The 18,338-nt window shown below is 66.2% G+C and carries 16 protein-coding genes; 12 read left to right on the top strand and 4 right to left on the bottom strand.

Features of this window, described 5'->3' with window-relative positions; all coding sequences use genetic code 11:
- Positions 1–22: 22 nt before the first annotated feature.
- Positions 23–586 carry an alpha/beta fold hydrolase gene (locus ACPGXI_RS10160; RefSeq protein WP_526652441.1) on the top strand — a complete coding sequence of 188 codons (564 nt, stop codon included), beginning with the start codon at positions 23–25 and terminating at the stop codon, positions 584–586.
- Positions 587–593: 7 nt separating this feature from the next.
- On the opposite strand, the gene ngg is transcribed toward ACPGXI_RS10160, so the two are convergent.
- Together ngg and ACPGXI_RS10150 are read right to left on the bottom strand one after the other, a co-directional pair.
- Positions 594–2,363, bottom strand: coding sequence for an N-acetylglutaminylglutamine synthetase (gene ngg / locus ACPGXI_RS10155; RefSeq protein ID WP_526652439.1), 1,770 nt, complete (start codon positions 2,361–2,363; stop codon positions 594–596).
- Positions 2,364–2,523: 160 nt separating this feature from the next.
- Positions 2,524–4,344: an N-acetylglutaminylglutamine amidotransferase gene (locus ACPGXI_RS10150; protein ID WP_526652404.1), complete on the bottom strand. Its 1,821-nt coding sequence runs from the start codon at positions 4,342–4,344 to the stop codon at positions 2,524–2,526.
- A 191-nt stretch (positions 4,345–4,535) separates the two neighbouring features.
- On the opposite strand from ACPGXI_RS10150, the gene ACPGXI_RS10145 reads away from it, so the two are divergent.
- The 9 genes from ACPGXI_RS10145 to ACPGXI_RS10105 all read left to right on the top strand — a co-directional run bounded on the left by ACPGXI_RS10145 (position 4,536) and on the right by ACPGXI_RS10105 (position 12,023).
- Complete coding sequence (locus ACPGXI_RS10145; protein WP_526652402.1) at positions 4,536–5,912, top strand: glutamine synthetase family protein; 1,377 nt, start codon at positions 4,536–4,538, stop codon at positions 5,910–5,912.
- Complete coding sequence (locus ACPGXI_RS10140) at positions 5,893–6,699, top strand: gamma-glutamyl-gamma-aminobutyrate hydrolase family protein (RefSeq protein ID WP_526652400.1); 807 nt, start codon at positions 5,893–5,895, stop codon at positions 6,697–6,699. Before ACPGXI_RS10145 ends, ACPGXI_RS10140 begins: the two co-directional genes overlap by 20 nt.
- A complete protein-coding gene (locus ACPGXI_RS10135) occupies positions 6,696–8,072 on the top strand; it encodes an aldehyde dehydrogenase family protein (protein ID WP_526652398.1) in 1,377 nt (458 codons plus the stop codon). The genes ACPGXI_RS10140 and ACPGXI_RS10135 overlap by 4 nt, the downstream gene beginning before the upstream one ends.
- On the top strand, positions 8,069–8,845 hold the full coding sequence (locus tag ACPGXI_RS10130; RefSeq protein WP_526652437.1) for a 3-oxoacyl-ACP reductase: 777 nt from the start codon (positions 8,069–8,071) through the stop codon (positions 8,843–8,845). Before ACPGXI_RS10135 ends, ACPGXI_RS10130 begins: the two co-directional genes overlap by 4 nt.
- Positions 8,846–8,991: 146 nt before the next feature.
- Positions 8,992–9,339: an ArsR/SmtB family transcription factor gene (locus ACPGXI_RS10125; RefSeq protein WP_526652396.1), complete on the top strand. Its 348-nt coding sequence runs from the start codon at positions 8,992–8,994 to the stop codon at positions 9,337–9,339.
- An 89-nt stretch (positions 9,340–9,428) separates the two neighbouring features.
- A complete protein-coding gene (locus ACPGXI_RS10120) occupies positions 9,429–10,145 on the top strand; it encodes an energy-coupling factor ABC transporter permease (protein WP_526652394.1) in 717 nt (238 codons plus the stop codon).
- Entirely contained in the window at positions 10,142–10,516 is a 375-nt protein-coding gene (locus ACPGXI_RS10115; protein ID WP_526652392.1) for a PDGLE domain-containing protein, read from the top strand. The genes ACPGXI_RS10120 and ACPGXI_RS10115 overlap by 4 nt, the downstream gene beginning before the upstream one ends.
- Positions 10,517–10,518: 2 nt before the next feature.
- Positions 10,519–11,292, top strand: a complete 774-nt coding sequence (cbiQ, locus tag ACPGXI_RS10110) for a cobalt ECF transporter T component CbiQ (protein ID WP_526652390.1) — start codon at positions 10,519–10,521, stop codon at positions 11,290–11,292.
- Complete coding sequence (locus ACPGXI_RS10105) at positions 11,289–12,023, top strand: energy-coupling factor ABC transporter ATP-binding protein (protein ID WP_526652388.1); 735 nt, start codon at positions 11,289–11,291, stop codon at positions 12,021–12,023. The genes cbiQ and ACPGXI_RS10105 overlap by 4 nt, the downstream gene beginning before the upstream one ends.
- Positions 12,024–12,040: 17 nt before the next feature.
- Here ACPGXI_RS10105 and mtr read toward each other — a convergent pair whose 3' ends face one another.
- Positions 12,041–13,465 carry a mycothione reductase gene (gene mtr / locus ACPGXI_RS10100; protein WP_526652386.1) on the bottom strand — a complete coding sequence of 475 codons (1,425 nt, stop codon included), beginning with the start codon at positions 13,463–13,465 and terminating at the stop codon, positions 12,041–12,043.
- On the bottom strand, positions 13,458–14,528 hold the full coding sequence (locus ACPGXI_RS10095) for an alpha/beta hydrolase (protein WP_526652384.1): 1,071 nt from the start codon (positions 14,526–14,528) through the stop codon (positions 13,458–13,460). The genes mtr and ACPGXI_RS10095 overlap by 8 nt, the downstream gene beginning before the upstream one ends.
- Positions 14,529–14,666: 138 nt before the next feature.
- Here ACPGXI_RS10095 and mqo point away from each other — a divergent pair, with 138 nt between their 5' ends.
- Complete coding sequence (mqo, locus tag ACPGXI_RS10090) at positions 14,667–16,223, top strand: malate dehydrogenase (quinone) (protein ID WP_526652383.1); 1,557 nt, start codon at positions 14,667–14,669, stop codon at positions 16,221–16,223.
- An 81-nt stretch (positions 16,224–16,304) separates the two neighbouring features.
- Entirely contained in the window at positions 16,305–18,293 is a 1,989-nt protein-coding gene (locus ACPGXI_RS10085) for a magnesium chelatase subunit D family protein (protein ID WP_526652381.1), read from the top strand.
- Positions 18,294–18,338: the final 45 nt, after the last annotated feature.

The raw sequence follows: 18,338 nt of genomic DNA, 5'->3' as shown, positions 1-18,338 counted from the left end.
GTAGCGTGACGCCGTGCCTGCTGTGCCGTCCGCCACCATCGTCGTCGATGGCTTCGCGGTGCCGGTTGAGGTGGCCGGCCCCGACAAGGGGTCGGTCGTGGTTCTGCTCTGCGCAGCGAACCAGGGTGCCGGCGCGTACGCAGCATTGTGTGAGCGGCTGCACACCGCCTCGCTGAAGACCGTCGTTATCGGTTCGGATCCGCGGTTGACCGACACGGCCGTCATCGGGATTCTCGATAAGCTCGATGTCCGCTGGGCACTGGTGGTCGGCGATCGGCAGGGCGCGGAATTGGCCTGGGAGCTGGCTGCGACTCGGCTCGACCGGTTCACCGGGTTGGTGGTCGTCGATCGCGGCCATCCGCGGGTGGCCGATCATGCGGGGGTGATCGTTGACGAACGCTGTCCGCCGGTCGAATTGAACACCACGGCGCTCGTCAGCACTAGCGCCGCACGGACGGTGGCCAAAGCCAGCCAGCGGTTCGTCTACGGGGACTACCGGGTCGTCGAGCTGCTTGGCAGACGTAAGGCCGCCGATTCGACAGCGCAACTGGCCGCCGAGATCGTGATGCGCACCAGCACCTGGTAGGGACGTTTTAGGGCTCCGCTGAATCTGAGGACGCTTCGGTGCCTGAGGACGGTTCGGCCTCGGCCGACTCCTGCTTGGTCTTGGCGTCCTCGACCTCGTCCGGTGTCCAGGGTTGGGGCAGACCGGGCTGGCCGGGGAACAGGAAGTCCACGAACGCTTTCGCAGTGGGCTGTGGCTCGTGGTTGGCCAGGCCGGGGCGTTCGTTGGCTTCGATGAACACGTAGTCGGTCCGGGTGACATCTGGGACCAGCAGGTCGACCCCGGTCACCGGGATACCGATGGCCTCTGCGGCGGCGACCGCCACCGACCGCAATTCCGGATGCACGCGGGAGGTGACGTCGTGGATGGTCCCGCCCTGGTGCAGGTTGGCCGTTCGACGAACCCTGAGCCGGGATCCTTCAGGTAGGACTTGGTCGAACGACCAGCCCGCCTCTTTCACGGTGTGCTCGGTGACCGCATCGATCGGAATCTGGGATTCACCGCCGGTGGCGGCCGCACGCCGCCGGCTCTGTGCCTCGATCAGCTCGCGGACGGTGTGCCGGCCGGTGCCGGTGACCTCGGCGGGCCTGCGCAGCGCGGCGGCGACCACTCTGCCGTTGATCACCACCAGCCGCAGATCGTCGCCTTCGGCGCGCTGCTCGATCAGGACCTCGGGGTGCTGCTCGCGGGCCCGGGCCAGCGCCGCGTCGAGCTCAGCGTGGTCACGGACCCCCACCGTGATTCCCTTGCCCTGTTCGCCCCGGGTGGGCTTGACGACCACATCGCCGACCTCGGTGAGAAATTCGTGGTCCGCGTCGTCGAACGTGGCCAGCCGACCCTTCGGCACGATGATGCCGGATTCGGAGACGATGCGCCGGGTCAGTCGCTTGTCGTCGCAGCGGCTCATGGCCACCGCGGAGGTGTACTCGGACAACGCTTCCCGAGTGACGACGCTGCGCCCGCCGTGCGAGAGGCGCATCTCGCCGGACTCGGCGTCGAGCACCTCCACCCAGAGCCCACGCCGCAGGGCCTCGTTGGCGATGATCCGCGCGTACGGATTGAGATCGTCCACGGTCTCCGGCGGATGAGTGAACAGCGGTTCGTTGATGGCGTTCTTCCGCTTCACCGCCATCACCGGCACCCGGGTGAACCCGAGTTTTTCGTACAACGCGATCGCTGCGGTGTTGTCGTGTGCCACCGAGAGATCCATGTACGCGCGGTTGCGGTCGCGGTAGATCGCGCTGAGGGTGTGGGTCAGAGCCGCGCCCACGCCGGGCAGGGTTGCGGTCGGGTCCACGGCCAATGTCCATAGGCTCGAGCCGTTCTCGGGGTCGCAGAACAGGGCCTGGTGATCCACGCCGGTCACCGTGCCCAGCACGGCGCCGTCGTCGTCGCGCACCGCGATGAGGTAGGTGACGGACTCCTGGTGGCGATAGTTATCCCAGATGGCGTCTATGGGCGCGGGCACCATGCCGCAGCGCACGTACACACGATTCATCTCGTCGGCGTCTGAACGGCTGTTCAACGTGCGAACGCTGAAGCCGGCCGACGCGGTCCTGACGTCCTCGCTGTCGGCGAACCTCAGCCGGTAGGTGTGGCTTGGGTCGATGAACAATTCAGCGGGCGCTTTCGCCACCAAGACATGGGGTTCTCGCGCGTAGATGCAGATGTCGCGGCGGCCGTGCCCCTCCTGGCGCAGCACCTCTGCCAGTTTCGTCGGGTTGGCGAACGTTTGGCCGAAAATGAGCCGGCCCCAACCGAGTTCGAGCGCAACGTCCCGGGCCATCGCATCGATCATGTTCGGCGGTGATGCGTCGTGCAGGGCCAGCGTGATTCCCTCGGGGTGGTCCTGATCGGCCTCCGGCTGAGAGGCGTCTTCGGTCACGTCTGGACTCCCGCTCGTTCCGGTCCCAGCGCAGGCCTCGTGGCGACCCCCACTCGCGGTGGTGTTGGGGTGCTCATGCGGCGGGTCCGTTGACACCGTGTCGTTGCAGCCACAACTCGAGCAGCGCGATCTGCCACAACTCATTGCCCCGCAGCGGCGTGAGCTTGCCGTTGGGGTCGCTCAAGAGTCGCTCCACGGCCTCCGGGCGGAACAGCCCACGCTCCTTGGCCTCGGGCGCGTACAACGCGTCGCGAACCAGATCGAGGTAAGGGCCTTCGAGATGGGTGAGCGCCGGCACCGGAAAGTAGCCCTTGGGCCGATCGATCACATCGGCGGGGATCACCTGGCGCGCAGCCTGCTTGAGTACCCCTTTGCCGTCGTGGGCGATCTTGTATTGCGGTGGACAGGTTGCGGCGAGTTCCACGAGTTCGTGGTCGAGGAACGGCACCCGGCCCTCCAGCCCCCACGCCATCGTCATGTTGTCGACCCGCTTGACCGGGTCGTCGACCAACATCACCGTGCTGTCCAGGCGCAGCGCCCGGTCGACGCCGGTCTGCGCACCCGGGCGGGCGAAGTGTTCTGTGACGAAGAGCTCACTGGGATCATCTGAGGTCGCCACCGCTGGGGACACCAGCGAGGCGTAGCCCGATTGGTCCCGATCGAAGAAGGCCCCGCGGTAGCTGGCCACCGAACCTTCCAATGAGGCCGCGGCCGGCTCGCCCATCGGTGGGTACCAGTGGTAGCCGGCGAATACCTCGTCGGCGCCCTGTCCGGACTGCACGACTTTGACGTGCTTGGAGACCTCCTGGCTGAGCAGGTAGAACGCGACGCAGTCGTGGCTGACCATCGGCTCGCTCATGGCGGCGATCGCGCCGTCGAGCGCGGGCAGCATGCGTTCGGTACCGATCCGGATCTGGTGGTGATCGGTGGCGAATCTCTTGGCGATGACGTCCGAATACCGGAATTCGTCGCCTTCGACGCCGCCGACCGACTCGAAGCCGATGGAGAACGTCTTCAACCCGTGCTGGCCGGCTTCGGCGAGCAATCCGACGATCAGGCTGGAGTCGACACCGCCCGACAGCAGACAACCGACCGGCACGTCGGCCACCAACCGTCGCTTGACCGCGAGTCGTAAGGACTCGAGAACCGCCTCCTCCCAGTCCCTTTCGGACCACGACGAGCGTTCATCGATGCGGGTGAAGTCCGGCTCCCAGTACGTCGTGATGGAGGGCTTCTGGTAACCGCCCCGTCCGTCGGGCTCGATCGCCACCAGCGACGCGGGCGGTACCTTGCTGACCCCGCGCAGAATCGTGTGCGGTGGCGGCACGACCGAGTGGAACGTCAAGTAGTGGTGCAGAGCCACCTGATCGATCCGGGTGTCGATACCACCGCCGGCCAGCAATGCGGGCAGCGAGGACGCAAATCGGATTCGGTGGGCGTCCTCGGTGATGTACAGCGGTTTGATGCCGAGACGGTCGCGGCCCAGCAACACCCGTCCACTGTCGCGCTCGACGATGGCGAAGGCGAACATGCCCTGGAGGTGGTCGACGAAACGGTCGCCCCAGTGGTGGTAGCCCTTCAGCAGCACCTCGGTATCGCTGTGGGAGAAGAAGCGGTAGCCGTGCCCGCAGAGCTCGTCGCGCAGCTGCTCGTAGTTGTAGATGCAGCCGTTCCAGGCCATCGACAATCCGAGCTCGGAGTCGACCATCGGCTGCCCGCCGGCTTCGGAGAGATCGATGATTCTCAGGCGCCGATGCCCGAGCGCGACGCTGCCCTGGGACCACACGCCTGCGGCATCGGGCCCTCGGGGAGCCATGACCTCGGCCATCGACGCGACGGCGCTGATATCTGGGGTTCTTCCGTCGAGACGTACCTCGCCGGTGGCTCCACACACGTGTTCGACCCTACTCCAGTGTTGACGTTTCCTCGCGCCAGCAGCTGGCCGGACGGGGTCGGCCAACCGGTTGCCGAAAGGGGAATCAGTTCGCCTATTGGTCTGGTGTCCCACCTGTGATCATGGCAGTTTGTGGAGACGTGGGAGCAGGTCCGCCGGAGAGCGCTCCGCGCACAGAGGGGAGAGCACCGATGGGTACACGGGGCATGCTGTCGAGGGCGGACCTCGAGGAACAGGTCGCCTCGGGGGCCATCGACACCGTGATCGTCGCGTTCTGCGACATGCAAGGCCGGCTGACCGGCAAGCGGGTCTCGGCGCGGCTGTTCGTCGAGGAGGTCGCCGCGCACGGCGCAGAGTGCTGCAACTACCTGCTGGCGGTCGACGTCGACATGAACACTGTCGACGGGTACGCGATCTCCAGTTGGGAGACGGGCTATGGCGACATGGTGATGACCCCGGACTTCACCACTTTGCGGTTGTTGCCGTGGTTGCCCGCCACCGCGATGGTGATGGCGGACCTGTCCTGGAACACCGACGGGCCGGCCGCCTCACCGGTTCGTGAGGCGCCCCGCAGCATCCTGAACCGTCAGCTGGATCGGCTTGCCGCCCGTGGTCTGGTGCCCTACGTGGGCACCGAGTTGGAGTTCATGGTGTTCGACGACAGCTTTCGTTCGGCCTGGCAGGCCGGCTACCACGGCCTGACGTCGGCGACCGACTACAACGTGGACTACGCGATGCACGCATCGACCCGGATGGAACCGCTGCTGCGGGACATTCGCCTCGGTATGGACGGTGCCGGCATGTACTGCGAAGGCGTCAAAGGGGAGTGCAATCTGGGCCAGCAGGAGATCGCGTTCCGCTACGACCACGCGCGGGTGACGTGCGACAACCACACGATCTACAAGAACGGCGCCAAGGAAATCGCCGATCAGCATGCGAAGAGCCTGACGTTCATGGCGAAATATGATGAGCGCGAGGGTAATAGCTGTCACATCCACATCTCCCTGCGAGGCGAAGACGGGTCGGCGGTATTCGCTGATCACGGCGACGAACTGGGGATGTCCGCGATGTTCCGCAGCTTCGTTGCGGGCCAACTGGCGACACTGCGGGAGCTGGCGCTGTTTTATGCGCCGAACGTCAACTCCTACAAGCGTTATGTCGAGGGCAGCTTCGCGCCCACGGCAATCGCCTGGGGGGTCGACAACCGGACCTGCGCCTTGCGGGTGGTCGGCCAGGGCCACGGCATGCGGGTGGAATGTCGTGCCCCCGGTGGCGATGTCAACCAGTACCTGGCGGTGTCGGCCCTGATTGTCGGGGGACTTCACGGGATCGAGCAGGGGCTGGAACTGCCGGAAGCATTGCAGGGCAACGCGTATGTCAGCGGTGTTCCGCGGCTACCGACGACGCTGGCTGAGGCCGTTGAATTGCTGGACAACTCGCAGATCGCGCGGGACGCGTTCGGCGACGACGTCGTCGACCACTACCTGAACAATGCGCGCGTGGAACTCAAGGCGTTCAACGCCGCGGTGACGGACTGGGAGAGGGTGCGTGGCTTCGAACGGCTCTAGGTCTGCTCGCGCCGAGGGACCGAGCGCGGAGGGGCCGAAGATTGGGCTGACCACCTATCTGCAGCCTGCTCAGACCGGCGTATGGGACGTGCGGGCCAGCTTCCTGCCCGCGATCTACTTCGAAGGTGTCGGTCGGGCCGGAGGGATCTCGGTGCTGCTGCCGCCGCAGCCTGCTGACGCAGGTACCGCCGGGCGCCTGCTCGACGGCATCGACGGTCTGATCATCACCGGTGGCCGCGATGTCGACCCGGTGGCCTATGGGAGTCCGCGTCACCCGGCGACCGACGAGCCCTTCGCGGACAGCCGTCTACGCGACGCCTTCGAGATCACGCTGCTGCAAGGAGCCCTGAGCCGAGGGATGCCGGTGCTGGGTATCTGCCGCGGTGCGCAAGTGCTCAATGTCGCACTCGGCGGCACGTTGCACCAACATCTGCCCGATGTGCTCGGCCACGCCCACCACCAGCAGGGAAACGCAGTATTCACCACGTCTTCGGTCAGGACGGTGCCCGGAACCCGGGTCGAGTCTCTCGTGGGTCAGACCGCCGAGGCCCAGTGTTATCACCACCAAGCCATCGATCGGCTGGGGGATGGGCTGATCGTCAGCGCATCCGACGCCGATGGGGTGGTCGAAGCCGTGGAGATCGACCCGGCCCGGTATCCCCACAGTTGGGTGGTGGCAGTTCAGTGGCACCCCGAAGAGCGTCTTGACGACCTGCGATTGTTCGCCGGCTTGGTGAAGGCCGCGCAGCGGGATGCGACCCGTAAGGCTCAGAAAGTGAACCCATGACATCCAGCGATGTGATCAACCCTGCGACCGAGGAACTGCTGCGTACGGTCGAGCAGACTGATGCCGCCGCAGTAGACGACGCGGTGGCACGCGCGAAGGCGGCCCAACGGAATTGGGCCCGACAAGCCCCCGCCGACCGGGCTGCGGTGCTGAGAGCCTTCGCGACGGCGGTGGACGCCCATATCGAGGAATTGGCCGAACTCGAAGTAGCCAACTCCGGGCACCCGATCGGCAATGCGCGTTGGGAGGCCGGTCATGTCCGCGACGTACTCCACTACTACTCCGCTACACCGGAGCGCCTGTCCGGTAAGCAAATTCCGGTAGCCGGAGGGTGGAATGTCACGTTCAACGAGCCGATCGGGGTGGTCGGGGTGATCACGCCCTGGAACTTTCCGATGACCATCGCCTCGTGGGGCTTCGCCCCGGCGCTCGCGGCGGGCAACGCGGTGCTGGTCAAACCCGCGGAGTGGACTCCGCTGACAACGATCCGGCTCGGCGAACTCGCCATCGCCGCAGGGCTGCCCGCCGATCTGTTTTGCGTGCTGCCCGGCAAGGGTTCGGTGGTCGGGGAACGGTTCGTCAGCCATCCCGACGTCAATAAGATCGTGTTCACCGGGTCCACGGCGGTCGGTAAGCGGGTGATGTCGGGCGCCGCGGATTACGTCAAGCGGGTCACCCTGGAGTTGGGGGGCAAGAGCGCCAACATCGTCTTCGACGATTGTGATCTGGAGCGGGCCGCTGCCACCGCACCGTACGGAGTCTTCGACAACGCTGGGCAGGACTGCTGTGCACGCAGTCGGATTCTTGTGCAGCGCAGCGTCTATGACAGGTTCATGGAGCTCTTCGAACCCGCCGTCAGAGGCGTCGTGGTAGGGGATCCACGTGCGGGCGACACCGAGATGGGTCCCCTGGTTTCCCAAGCCCACTGGAATTCGGTGAAATCATTCGTGCCCGACCACGCGCCCATCGCGTTTCAGGGCTCCGCCCCGGCGGGCCCCGGACACTGGTTCCCCCCGACAGTCCTGACACCGCGGCCCGACGACCGCACGGTCACCGAGGAGATCTTCGGGCCGGTCGTGGTGGTTCTGCCGTTCGACGACGAAGCCGACGCTATCGCGCTGGCGAACGACTCCGTCTACGGGCTGTCCGGATCGATCTGGACTGACGATCTTTCGCGCGCGCTGCGGGTGTCGCGTGCGGTGGAATCTGGCAACTTGTCGGTGAACTCGCACTCGTCGGTCCGCTACAACACGCCGTTCGGCGGCTTCAAGCAGTCCGGACTGGGGCGCGAACTCGGGCCCGAAGCCGCGATGTCGTTCACCGAGACCAAGAACGTGTTCATAGCTGTTGCAGACGCGCAGGAGGCACCCTGATGGACTTGACCCGACGCCTGGCCGGCAAGGTCGCGGTGATCACCGGGGGTGCCGGCGGCATTGGTCTGGCGACGGCCAAACGGATGCAGGCCGAAGGTGCCATCGTCGTCATCGGTGATATCGACCCCGCGGCGGGCACGGCCGTCGCGAACGAAATGAACGTCACCTTCGTGCAGGTCGATGTCTCCGACCAGGCCGCAGTCGACAATTTGTTCGACACCGCCGTCGAGGTGCACGGCGGGGTCGACATCGCGTTCAACAATGCGGGGATCTCGCCGCCGGACGACGACCTGATCGAGCACACCGGGCTGGACGCGTGGCAGCGCGTGCAGGACGTAAATCTCAAATCGGTGTTTTTGTGCTGTAAGGCCGCGCTGCGCCACATGGTTCCGCAACACAAGGGCTCGATCATCAACACCGCGTCGTTCGTCGCGATGACGGGGTCGGCGACATCGCAGATCTCCTACACCGCTTCCAAGGGAGGCGTGCTGGCAATGTCGCGCGAGCTCGGTGTGCAGTTCGCCAGGGAGGGCATTCGCGTCAACGCGCTGTGCCCAGGACCGGTGAACACACCGCTGCTCAAGGAGCTGTTCGCCAAGGATCCCGAGCGTGCCGCCCGCAGGCTCGTGCACGTGCCGCTGGGCAGATTCGCCGAACCGTCGGAACTCGCGGCCGCAGTGGCGTTCCTGGCCAGCGACGACGCCTCGTTCATCACCGCATCGTCGTTTCTCGTCGACGGCGGAATCTGTTCTGCCTACGTCACGCCGTTGTAGGGCGAGCGCGTGCCCCGCGAGCGCGCGGGTCTGCACGCTGACGCGCCGGTGAATGCCGGCATTTTGCGCGCGCTCGCGCCGGACTGCAGCCGGACTGCAGCGGGACTGCATTTTGCGCGCGCTCAAGCGGGACTACATTTGGCACTGTGGAGGATGAGTCGGTGGTTGAGCTGGCCTCGTCGGCGTTGTCCGACGTGGACACCGCGGGCTGGGCTCAACGCTTCGATCTGGTATCCGACCCACATCGCCTGGAGATCCTGCTGAGCTTGCATCGGGCGCCCGGTATTTGCGTCAGTGACCTCGCCGCCGCGTTGGGGCGATCAGAAAATACTGTCTCGCAGGCACTTCGGATCCTCCGTGGGCAGGGCTGGGTGACCAGCACCCGCACCGGACGCTCGGTCAATTACCGGTTGGACGACGAGACCGTGCACGACTTGCTGCACTGGATCGGCGCTCGCCACCGCGAACCGCACGGCCCATCGCCACGCCACTGACCGGCAATGCTGCCGCCCGCCGGGGCCACAAACCGGCTGTTCATCTGATCAGCTGGACAGATGTTCAAATGGCGGAATAAGCTCGCAGCGTGAGCGCCCAGTATGTCGCCATGCATATGAGCGACGGCATCGTCAACGCGCAGACCTCGGCGCTGTTCGGGGCTATTGCACTCATTGCACTTGTATTTTGCGGCTGGAAAGCCCGCACCGAACTCGATGAGCGGACCGTGCCTCTGGCGGGCTTGGTCGCGGCCTTCATCTTCGCCGTGCAGATGGTGAACTTTCCGATTCTGCCCGGCGTGAGTGGCCACCTGCTCGGTGGTGCGTTGGCCGCCATCCTCGTCGGGCCGTATACCGGCGCCTTGTGCATCGCGATCGTGTTGGTGGTGCAGTCCCTGCTGTTCGCCGACGGCGGCGTCACCGCACTGGGCATGAACGTGGTCAACATGGCGATCATCGGGGTGGGTGCCGGGTACGGGATCGCGGTGGGGATGTATTCGGTGGCGCGGCGTTCGGCGGCACTTCGTGGGGCCGACCCTCCTCCGACGCGCATCGTCGGCTTGATCGCATTCCTCGCGGGACTCATCGGAACTATCTGCGCGGCAATGGGCTTCGTGCTCGAGTACTCGATCGGCGGAGCCGCTCCGGCGTCCATGGGCACCATCGCGGGCTATATGTTCGTTACCCATGTGCTCATCGGTGTCGGCGAGGGCGTCATCACCGCAGTCACGGTGATGGCCGTGGCGCGGGCCCGCCCCGATCTGGTGTACCTGTTGCGGCGCCACCGAGCAGAGGTTCGGGTATGAGCGGGCGCCGGTCGTTCTGGGTGGCCCTCGCCGCGGCCACTCTGCTAATCGCCGGGGTGGTCTCCTACTTCGCGAGCTCAAGCCCGGATGGTCTGGATTCGACGACACTTCGCGGCTGCGAGGTGGTCAAAACCGCCGCCGGGGAGGACCTGACCGGCGAGTGCATCGCGCAGGAGGCCGGCGAACACCACCTCGCCCATTCGCCGCTGGCCGACTATGCGATCGGCGGTCGTGACGGCACCAGCGGGCTCGCGGGAGTGATCGGTGTGCTGGTCACGGTGGTTGTCGCGGGCGGCGGCTTCTGGCTGATCGCCCGCACCCGGCCCGAGGGCAGCAAAGACCCCGCCGCGGCCGAGCCAGGCCGGAGCTAGCAGTGGGCGCGGGAGCGCACCCGCTGTACCGCCACGGCGACTCCGTCGTGCACCGCGCTCCGGCCGAGGTCAAGATCGTCTGTCTGCTGGTCTTCGTGCTGGCCGTGGTCGCCACGTCGCGGGAGATGTTCTGGCCGTATGCGGTCTACGCGCTGATCGTCGTGGTCGTGTGGCGGCTGGCGCGCATCCCGCTTCGGTGGGTTCTGCCTCGGATGCTGATCGAGGCGCCGTTCCTGGTCCTGGCACTGCTACTACCGTTCGCCGAGGGCGGTGACCGAGTCGAGGTCGGCGGGCTGCAGCTGTCGGTGGCTGGGCTGTATGCGGCGTGGGGGATCGTCATCAAGGGCACGCTGGGTGTGGCCGCAGCCCTCACCCTGGCCGCCACCACATCGGCGGCCGAGCTGCCCGCGGCGCTGAGCCGGTTGGGCGTCCCCGCGATGGTGACATCGGTACTCGTGCTGATGATCCGGTACGTCGATCTGCTTGCCGCGGAGGCCGGCCGGATGCGGATGGCGCGGATCTCGCGGGGAGATTCGCCGCGCGCGCTGCACCAGGCGCGGGCCATCGCCACCGGAATCGGTGCGCTGTTCCTCAGGTCCTATGAGCGGGGAGAGCGGGTGTATCACTCGATGCTGTCGAGGGGTTTCGACGGGGAAGTGCCCGACCTGGCAGTGATCGGAGCGCCGCCCAGGGCGATACCGATCCAGTGGGCGTTGACGATGATCCCGGCTGTCGCTGCCGTCATGGTGTCGGCGCTGGCCTGGGTGATCCGATGACCGTCTCCGCCGTCCGGGTCGAAGCCTTGCGGCATGTCTATCCGGACGGGCACGTAGCTCTAGACGGTGTCGACCTCGTCATAGCTCCCGGTGAACGGGTTGCCGTACTCGGGCCCAACGGTGCCGGCAAGACCACGTTGATGCTGCACCTCAACGGTGTTCTCACCGCTACCTCGGGGGCGGTGCACATCGGCCAAACCTCGGTGAGCCGCAAGAACCTGCAGGATATCCGTCAGCGTGTCGGCCTGGTTTTTCAGGACCCCGACGACCAGCTTTTCATGCCGACCGTTGCTCAGGACGTCGCCTTCGGCCCGGCCAACTTCGGGCTTCGGGGCCGACAGCTCGCCGATCGGGTCGCGCAGGCGCTAGCCGCTGTGTCACTGACCGAACACGCCGACCGCAACCCCACCCACCTGTCGGCGGGTCAACGGCGCCGCGCGGCGCTGGCGACAGTGCTGGCATGTGATCCGCAGATCCTGGTCCTCGACGAACCATCGGCCAATCTCGATCCAGTGGCCAGACGTGAACTGGCCGAGACGCTTTCGGGGCTGGACGCGACGATGCTCATCGTCACCCACGACCTGCCCTACGCCGCCCAGTTGTGCGATCGCGCGGTCGTGGTGGACGGTGGAGTGGTGGTCGCAGACGGCGCTATCAACAAGATCCTCGCCGATGAGCCGTTGCTGGCCGCACACCGTCTGGAACTACCGTGGGGCTTCGCCGTTCACTGAATACTTCGCCGAACTCCTCAGTGTCGCCGCGGCGGCGGCCAGGGCGGTTCGCCGCACAGTGCCAGCAAGGCGTTCTCGATCACTTCGGGCAACGCCGGATGAATCCAGTACTGGCCTCGAGCCATGTCGCGCGCGGGGACGTCGAATGCCATCGCCTGGATGACCGGCTGGATGATCGACGACGCCTGGTGTCCCATGATGTGCGCACCGAGGAGTAGTCCCGTGTCGTCGTCGATGATCAACTTGGCGAATCCGGTGGAATCCTCCATCGCCCAGCCATACCCGACATCGCTGTAGTCCTGCACCTTGGATCGGGTGCGGTAGCCGGCGGCACGTGCCTCGTTCTCGGTCAGTCCGACCGAAGCGATTTGAGGTTCGGTGAACACTGCCGCCGGCACGTTGCGGTGATTGGCCGGCATCAGGTTGTCGGTGTCGTCCCAGTCCTGCAGCAGGTTGTTTTTGACAACCCGCGCTTCGTGATTGGCGACGTGCTTGAGTTGATAGGGCGAGCAGACGTCGCCGAGCGCGAAGATGTTTCGCGCTGTGCTGCGCTGGAATTCGTCGACAACGACGCGCCCCCCGTCGACCTGGACGCCGACGCGGTGCGCGTCGAGCCGGTCTCCGTTGGGTACCCGCCCGGTAGCGATCAGCAGCCTGTCGCCGTGCAGCGTCGAACCGTCGTCGAGCTTGAGGGTGACGCCGGCCACGTCTGAGTCAGTTCGTCGGCTTCCGTGCACGATATTGCGGCGGCTATGGATCTCCCACTTCCTGGAAGCGATGTCGGTGAACCGTTCGCAGACGGTGTCATCGCTGTGGCTGAGCATCGTGCTGCCGCGCAGCACGATCGTCACCCGGGAGCCCAGCGAGGAGAAGATGTGCGCGAACTCCGCAGCCACGAAGCCGCCGCCCACGATGATGATGTGCTCGGGCAGGTCGGCGATACGCATGATGGTGTCGCTGGTGTGGTACTCGACTCCGCAGTCGGCGATGGCCGGCGGCACGGTGGCGCGCGCCCCCGCTGCGATCACCACCTGGTCGGCGCTGAACTCATCGCCATCCTCGGTGCGTAACAGATAGCCGCCTCCTGGGGCCCGCGCGGCGAACCGGGCGTGGCTGGCGAACACCTCCACGTTCGGTGAGGAGCGTCGGTAGTCCGCACCGCCGGCCGCCAGTGGGTCGATGCGACCGAACACCCTGGAGACGATGTCGGGCCAGCGCACTGTTTCCAGATGGGTGTCAATACCGAAACGGCTTGACTCGCGGGCTTGTTGGGCCACTCCCGCGGCGTAGACGAACATCTTGGTCGGCAGACACCCGACATTGAGGCAGGTGCCACCAAACACCCCCTGCTCGCAGATGGCCACCCGCTTGTGGTCGTAGCGCTCATCGAGGATCGAGTTGCCTGAGCCGGTGCCGATGATCGCGATGTCGAAGTCAGCCATGCCCTTCACTTTCGTCGGTTTGTGTCGGCTTTGCTGAAGTGTCGGCGAGGTGGCTGGTCAGGTACCAGTCCAGCCAGCTGTGCAACTCGGCATAGGCCTGCGCTCGGGAGTCGGGCACCGACAGGAACACGTCGTGTTTGGCCTCGGTGATCGGCGCGATGGTCGTCCGGTTGCCGATGCAACCCGCCCAGCGGGCGATCTGTTTCACGTCGAGCACAGCGTCCCCGCGCCGCATCATCTCGATGGCTCCGATGCCCTCGACTCCCGCGATGTCTTCGGGGGCGTCGCCGACCTCGCGGACGCTGCGGTCCGAGCGCAGCACCAGGTTCGGGACTCCGACGTCGAGACCGCGGTGCAGCCTGGCCTGCCCGCGTCTGATCGCGTGGATCCAGCCGAACGTGACCGGGAAGCCCCCGATCGGTTTCCAGGTCAGGTCGTAGTCGAACTCACCGTGGTAGTCCCGGTGCAGGGTGATGCCGTAACCACCTTCGGTGGGTCGACGCACCACTGTCCGCTTCCGGAGCCGGCCCAGGGCCATGATCGCCGCCGTGGCGGGCGGCATCCGCAGTATCGGGTGTCCATGCAGGTCCAGCCACGGGCTGTTGAGAACCAGCCCCGACACGCCCTTTTCGGGGGTGGCTGCGCGGCGACGCCGATCAAGCCAGAGAGAGACGACCAGGCCGCCGGCCGAGTGGCCGTAGATCAAGACCGGCGCGTCGCACTCCGCGGCGATGGTGTCCAGTGCCCGCTCCAGCTCGGCGTCGTAGCGGGCCAGGTTCGTGGTGAAGTGCGGGGTCTGTCCCTCGCGGTGGGAGCGTCCGCATTTGTGCAGGTCGAGCGCGTAAGGAGCGATCCCGCGGGCGGCGAAGCAATCCGCTAGCTCGGTATTGAAAAAGTAGTCGGTGAATCCGTGAACCATCAGTACGGCGCGCCCGACCGATGTGTCGGGGGCGCCGCGGCGGACCAGCGTCGCTTCGAGCTCGCCCTCGCCATCGGGATCGGGACCCAGGGCGAAGGTGGTCTGCCAGTAGCCGGGCAGCACGTCGGGCTCCCATCCAGACACGACAGCCAGCTTAGTGCCGAACAGCGGGGTCCAGGAGCCGTGTGTGGCGGTCTGCACGGTGTGAGCGACCGTGTCGGGATAACCTGAACACCGGTAAGCCGTGATCAACGGGCAGCGACCACGAAGGACCAGTACAAGGTGTCTGAACCAGAGAAGACCGACGTCCTGCTGGTAGGTGCAGGCATCATGAGCGCCACCCTCTGTGCGCTGCTGCGTTTGGTGGAGCCCGACTGGTCGATGACGTTGGTGGAACGTCTCGACGGCGCGGCTGCAGAGAGCAGCGACCCGTGGAACAACGCGGGAACCGGCCATTCGGCACTGTGTGAGCTGAACTACACGCCGGAGCGGACCGATGGCTCCATCGACATCACCAAGGCAGTCCACGTCAACGAGCAGTTCCAGGTGTCGCGGCAATTCTGGGCTTACGCGGTCGAGAACGGGGTGTTGCCGGATGTGCGTAACTTCCTGAACCCGATACCGCATGTCAGCTTCGCGCACGGGGCGGAGAACGTCGACTATCTCAAGAGGCGCTACGAGGCGCTCGTCGGCAATCCGCTGTTCGCCACGATGGAGTTCATCGACGATCGCGATGAGTTCACCCGCCGGTTGCCGCTGATGGCCCACGATCGCGATTTCTCCGACCCGGTGGCGCTGAACTGGACGCAGGAGGGCACCGACGTCGACTTCGGTTCGCTCTCGCGGCAGTTGATCGGGTTCGGCGCAGAGCAGGGCATGGCGACGCTGTTCGGTCATGAGGTGCGTGACCTGCGCCAGGAGTCCAACGGCACCTGGACGGTCAAGGTCGTCAACCGGCGCACCGGGGCAACCCGCAAGTTCAACGCCAAGTTCGTCTTCGTCGGTGCCGGCGGTGGTGCCCTTCCGTTGCTCCAGAAGGCGGGCATCAAGGAGGCCAAGGGATTCGGTGGCTTCCCGGTGGGTGGCGAGTTCCTGATCACCGGCAACCAGGTGCTCGCGGCAGCCCATCAGGCCAAGGTGTACGGCTTGCCGCCGCTGGGCGCCCCACCGATGTCGGTGCCGCACCTGGATGCCCGGGTGATCAACGGTAAGTCCTGGCTGCTTTTCGGTCCGTTTGCGGGGTGGTCCCCGAAGTTCCTGAAGCAGGGCAAGATCACCGACCTGCCGTTGTCGGTGAAGCCGAACAACCTGGTGTCGATGCTGGGTGTGGGGCTCACCGAGGGGGGACTGCTGAAGTACCTCATTAGCCAGCTGTTGCTGAGCGAAGGCGCTCGTGTGGACGCGCTTCGTGAATTCGCCCCCGGCGCAGTCGATTCCGATTGGGTGCTCGACGTTGCTGGGCAGCGCGTCCAGGTGATTCGGAAGGCGAAGGGCAAGGGCGGCGTGCTGGAGTTCGGCACCACCGTGTTGTCGGCGGCCGACGGCAGCATCGCCGGCCTGCTCGGCGCGTCCCCGGGCGCATCGACCGCGGTGCCCGCGATGTTCGACGTGATGGAGCGTTGCTTTCCTGACCAGTACCAAGGCTGGCTGCCCAAGCTCAAGGAGATGGTTCCGTCGCTGGGCACCGAGTTAGCCAGCGAGCCAGCGCTTTTCGAGAAACTCTGGGCGCATGGAACCAAAGTGCTCAAGCTCGATGAGCCCGCCGGTGGCGCCCCGGCCACCTCCGGCAACGGGTCGATCGCCGACCCCGAGCATTCCTCCACTGCAGCCACCGCATGACAGCAGCCGAACGATGACGGCAGCGTCGCGGCGCGGCTGGGCCAGGACCGGGATGCCACCGCATATTCCGATGGTGAGGCTGTGACTGCATCCAAACATTCGCCAGCCAAACATGCGCCCGATTCCTCTCCAGCAGGTTTCCCCTTCAGCGCCCTGGTGGGCCACGACCGGCTCCGGTTGGCGCTGGTGCTGTGCGCAGTGCGACCAGACATCGGAGGAGTGCTCATCCGGGGAGAGAAGGGCACCGCGAAGTCGACCGCTGTCCGCGGTCTGGCGCAGGTGTTGACCAAGGCTTTCGAGGTGTCCGGCGGAGGTGGCGGGCAGCTCGTCGAACTGCCGATCGGCGCCACCGAGGACCGGGTGGTCGGGTCGCTTGACCTGCAGAAAGTGTTGCGTGATGGCGAGCATGCGTTCTCGCCAGGCCTGCTGGCCCGGGCGCACCAAGGCGTGTTGTACGTCGACGAGGTCAATCTGCTGCACGACCATCTGGTCGATGTCCTGCTGGATGCGGCGGCAATGGGCCGAGTGCATATCGAGCGCGACGGGGTGTCACACAGCCACGACGCCCGGTTCGTACTGATCGGCACCATGAACCCCGAAGAGGGGGAGTTGCGTCCGCAGTTGCTCGACCGGTTCGGGCTTACCGTCGACGTCCGGGCCTCCCGCGATGTCGACGTGCGGGCCGAGGTGATTCGTGCCCGCCTGGCCTACGAGTCCGATCCGGCGAGCTTCGCCGAGCGGTACGCCGAAGCCGATGCCGAACTCGCTGCCCGCATTTCCCAAGCCCGTGCAGTCCTGCCCGATGTGGTGTTGCCCGACAACGAGTTACGCCGTATCGCAGCGTTGTGTGCGGCTTTCGACGTCGACGGTATGCGCGCCGACCTGGTGGTCGCGCGCACCGCCGTGGCCCATGCTGCGTGGCGGGGAAGAATCACCGGGGCGAGCGAAGCGACGGGGAAAATCACCGGGGCGAGCGAAGCGACGGGAAAAATCACCGTCGATGAAGAGGACATCCGGGTGGCCGCCGAACTCGCGCTGCCCCACCGTCGCCGCCGGGATCCGTTCGACGACCCGGGTCTGGATCAGGACCGCCTCGACGATGCGATGGAGCAGGCCGGCGAGGCGGCCGACGACCGAGCCGAACCCGAGCCCGAGCCCGATCCCGACCCATCCGGCGGCGGCGAATCGCTGCCGGGTGGGATGGCTGATGGCCAGGCAGCGCCACAGAAGTCGACGTCGCCGGGAACCCCGAACCGGGCGAGTGCAGCACCGTCGACGGAGTTTCGCACCAAGGCCCTCGTCGTTCCCGGGGTCGGCCAGGGCGCACCGGGCAGGCGATCGCGTGCACGCAATCGCACCGGCAGGGTCGTCGCGGCGACCGAACCCGAAGCCGGACACGGCGTACACCTGTTCGCGACGCTGCTGGCTGCAGCGGGACGGAAGACCCGCCCTGGTCGACTACGTCCCGGCCCCGGCGATGTCCGAGGTGCCGTGCGAGAAGGACGCGAAGGGAACCTGGTGATCTTCGTCGTTGACGCGTCGGGTTCGATGGCCGCCCGCGACCGGATGTCGGCGGTCAGCGGTGCCACATTGTCTCTGCTTCGTGACGCCTACCAGCGCAGGGACAAGGTAGCGGTAATTACCTTTCGCCAGCAGGACGCGCTGGTGTTGCTGCCTCCGACCTCGTCGGTATATATCGCCGGCCGCAGGTTGGCCCGCTTCGACACCGGCGGCAGAACGCCGCTGGCGCAGGGACTGCTGGCGGCCCGCGACATGGTGGTGCGGGAGCGGGCCCGTGACCGGGCGCGCCGCAGCCTCGTGGTGGTGCTCACCGATGGCCGCGCGACCGGTGGGCCCGACCCGCTCGGCCGTGCCCGCATCGCGGCAGCCCGGCTGGTCGCCGAAGGCGCGGCGGCCGTCGTTGTCGATTGTGAAACAGCCTATGTGCGACTGGGTTTGGCAGCTGAGTTGGCCAGCCATCTCAATGCCGAATCGGTGCGGCTGGATCAGCTTCGGGCCGACAGCCTGACCGGTCTGGTCAAGGTGCAGGCCGACCAGGGTGCGGCCTGAGAGTGACAAACCTCAGAGTCACGAACCTCAGAGTGCTGAATTGGG

It is taken from the genome of Mycobacterium sp., from assembly GCF_049608025.1.
In the GTDB taxonomy this organism is placed as follows: Bacteria; Actinomycetota; Actinomycetes; order Mycobacteriales; family Mycobacteriaceae; genus Mycobacterium.
The sequence above is the reverse complement of the archived record's forward strand: the minus strand, read 5'-3'. Positions and strand labels throughout refer to the sequence as shown.

Coding starts and splice junctions, on each gene's coding strand:
- mtr (WP_526652386.1), bottom strand. CDS start 13,465: ATGGCTGACTTCGACATCGCGATCATCGGCACCGGCTCAGGCAACTCG.
- ACPGXI_RS10115 (WP_526652392.1), top strand. CDS start 10,142: ATGAGCGGGCGCCGGTCGTTCTGGGTGGCCCTCGCCGCGGCCACTCTG.
- ACPGXI_RS10145 (WP_526652402.1), top strand. CDS start 4,536: ATGGGTACACGGGGCATGCTGTCGAGGGCGGACCTCGAGGAACAGGTC.
- ngg (WP_526652439.1), bottom strand. CDS start 2,363: ATGATCGATGCGATGGCCCGGGACGTTGCGCTCGAACTCGGTTGGGGC.
- ACPGXI_RS10105 (WP_526652388.1), top strand. CDS start 11,289: ATGACCGTCTCCGCCGTCCGGGTCGAAGCCTTGCGGCATGTCTATCCG.
- ACPGXI_RS10135 (WP_526652398.1), top strand. CDS start 6,696: ATGACATCCAGCGATGTGATCAACCCTGCGACCGAGGAACTGCTGCGT.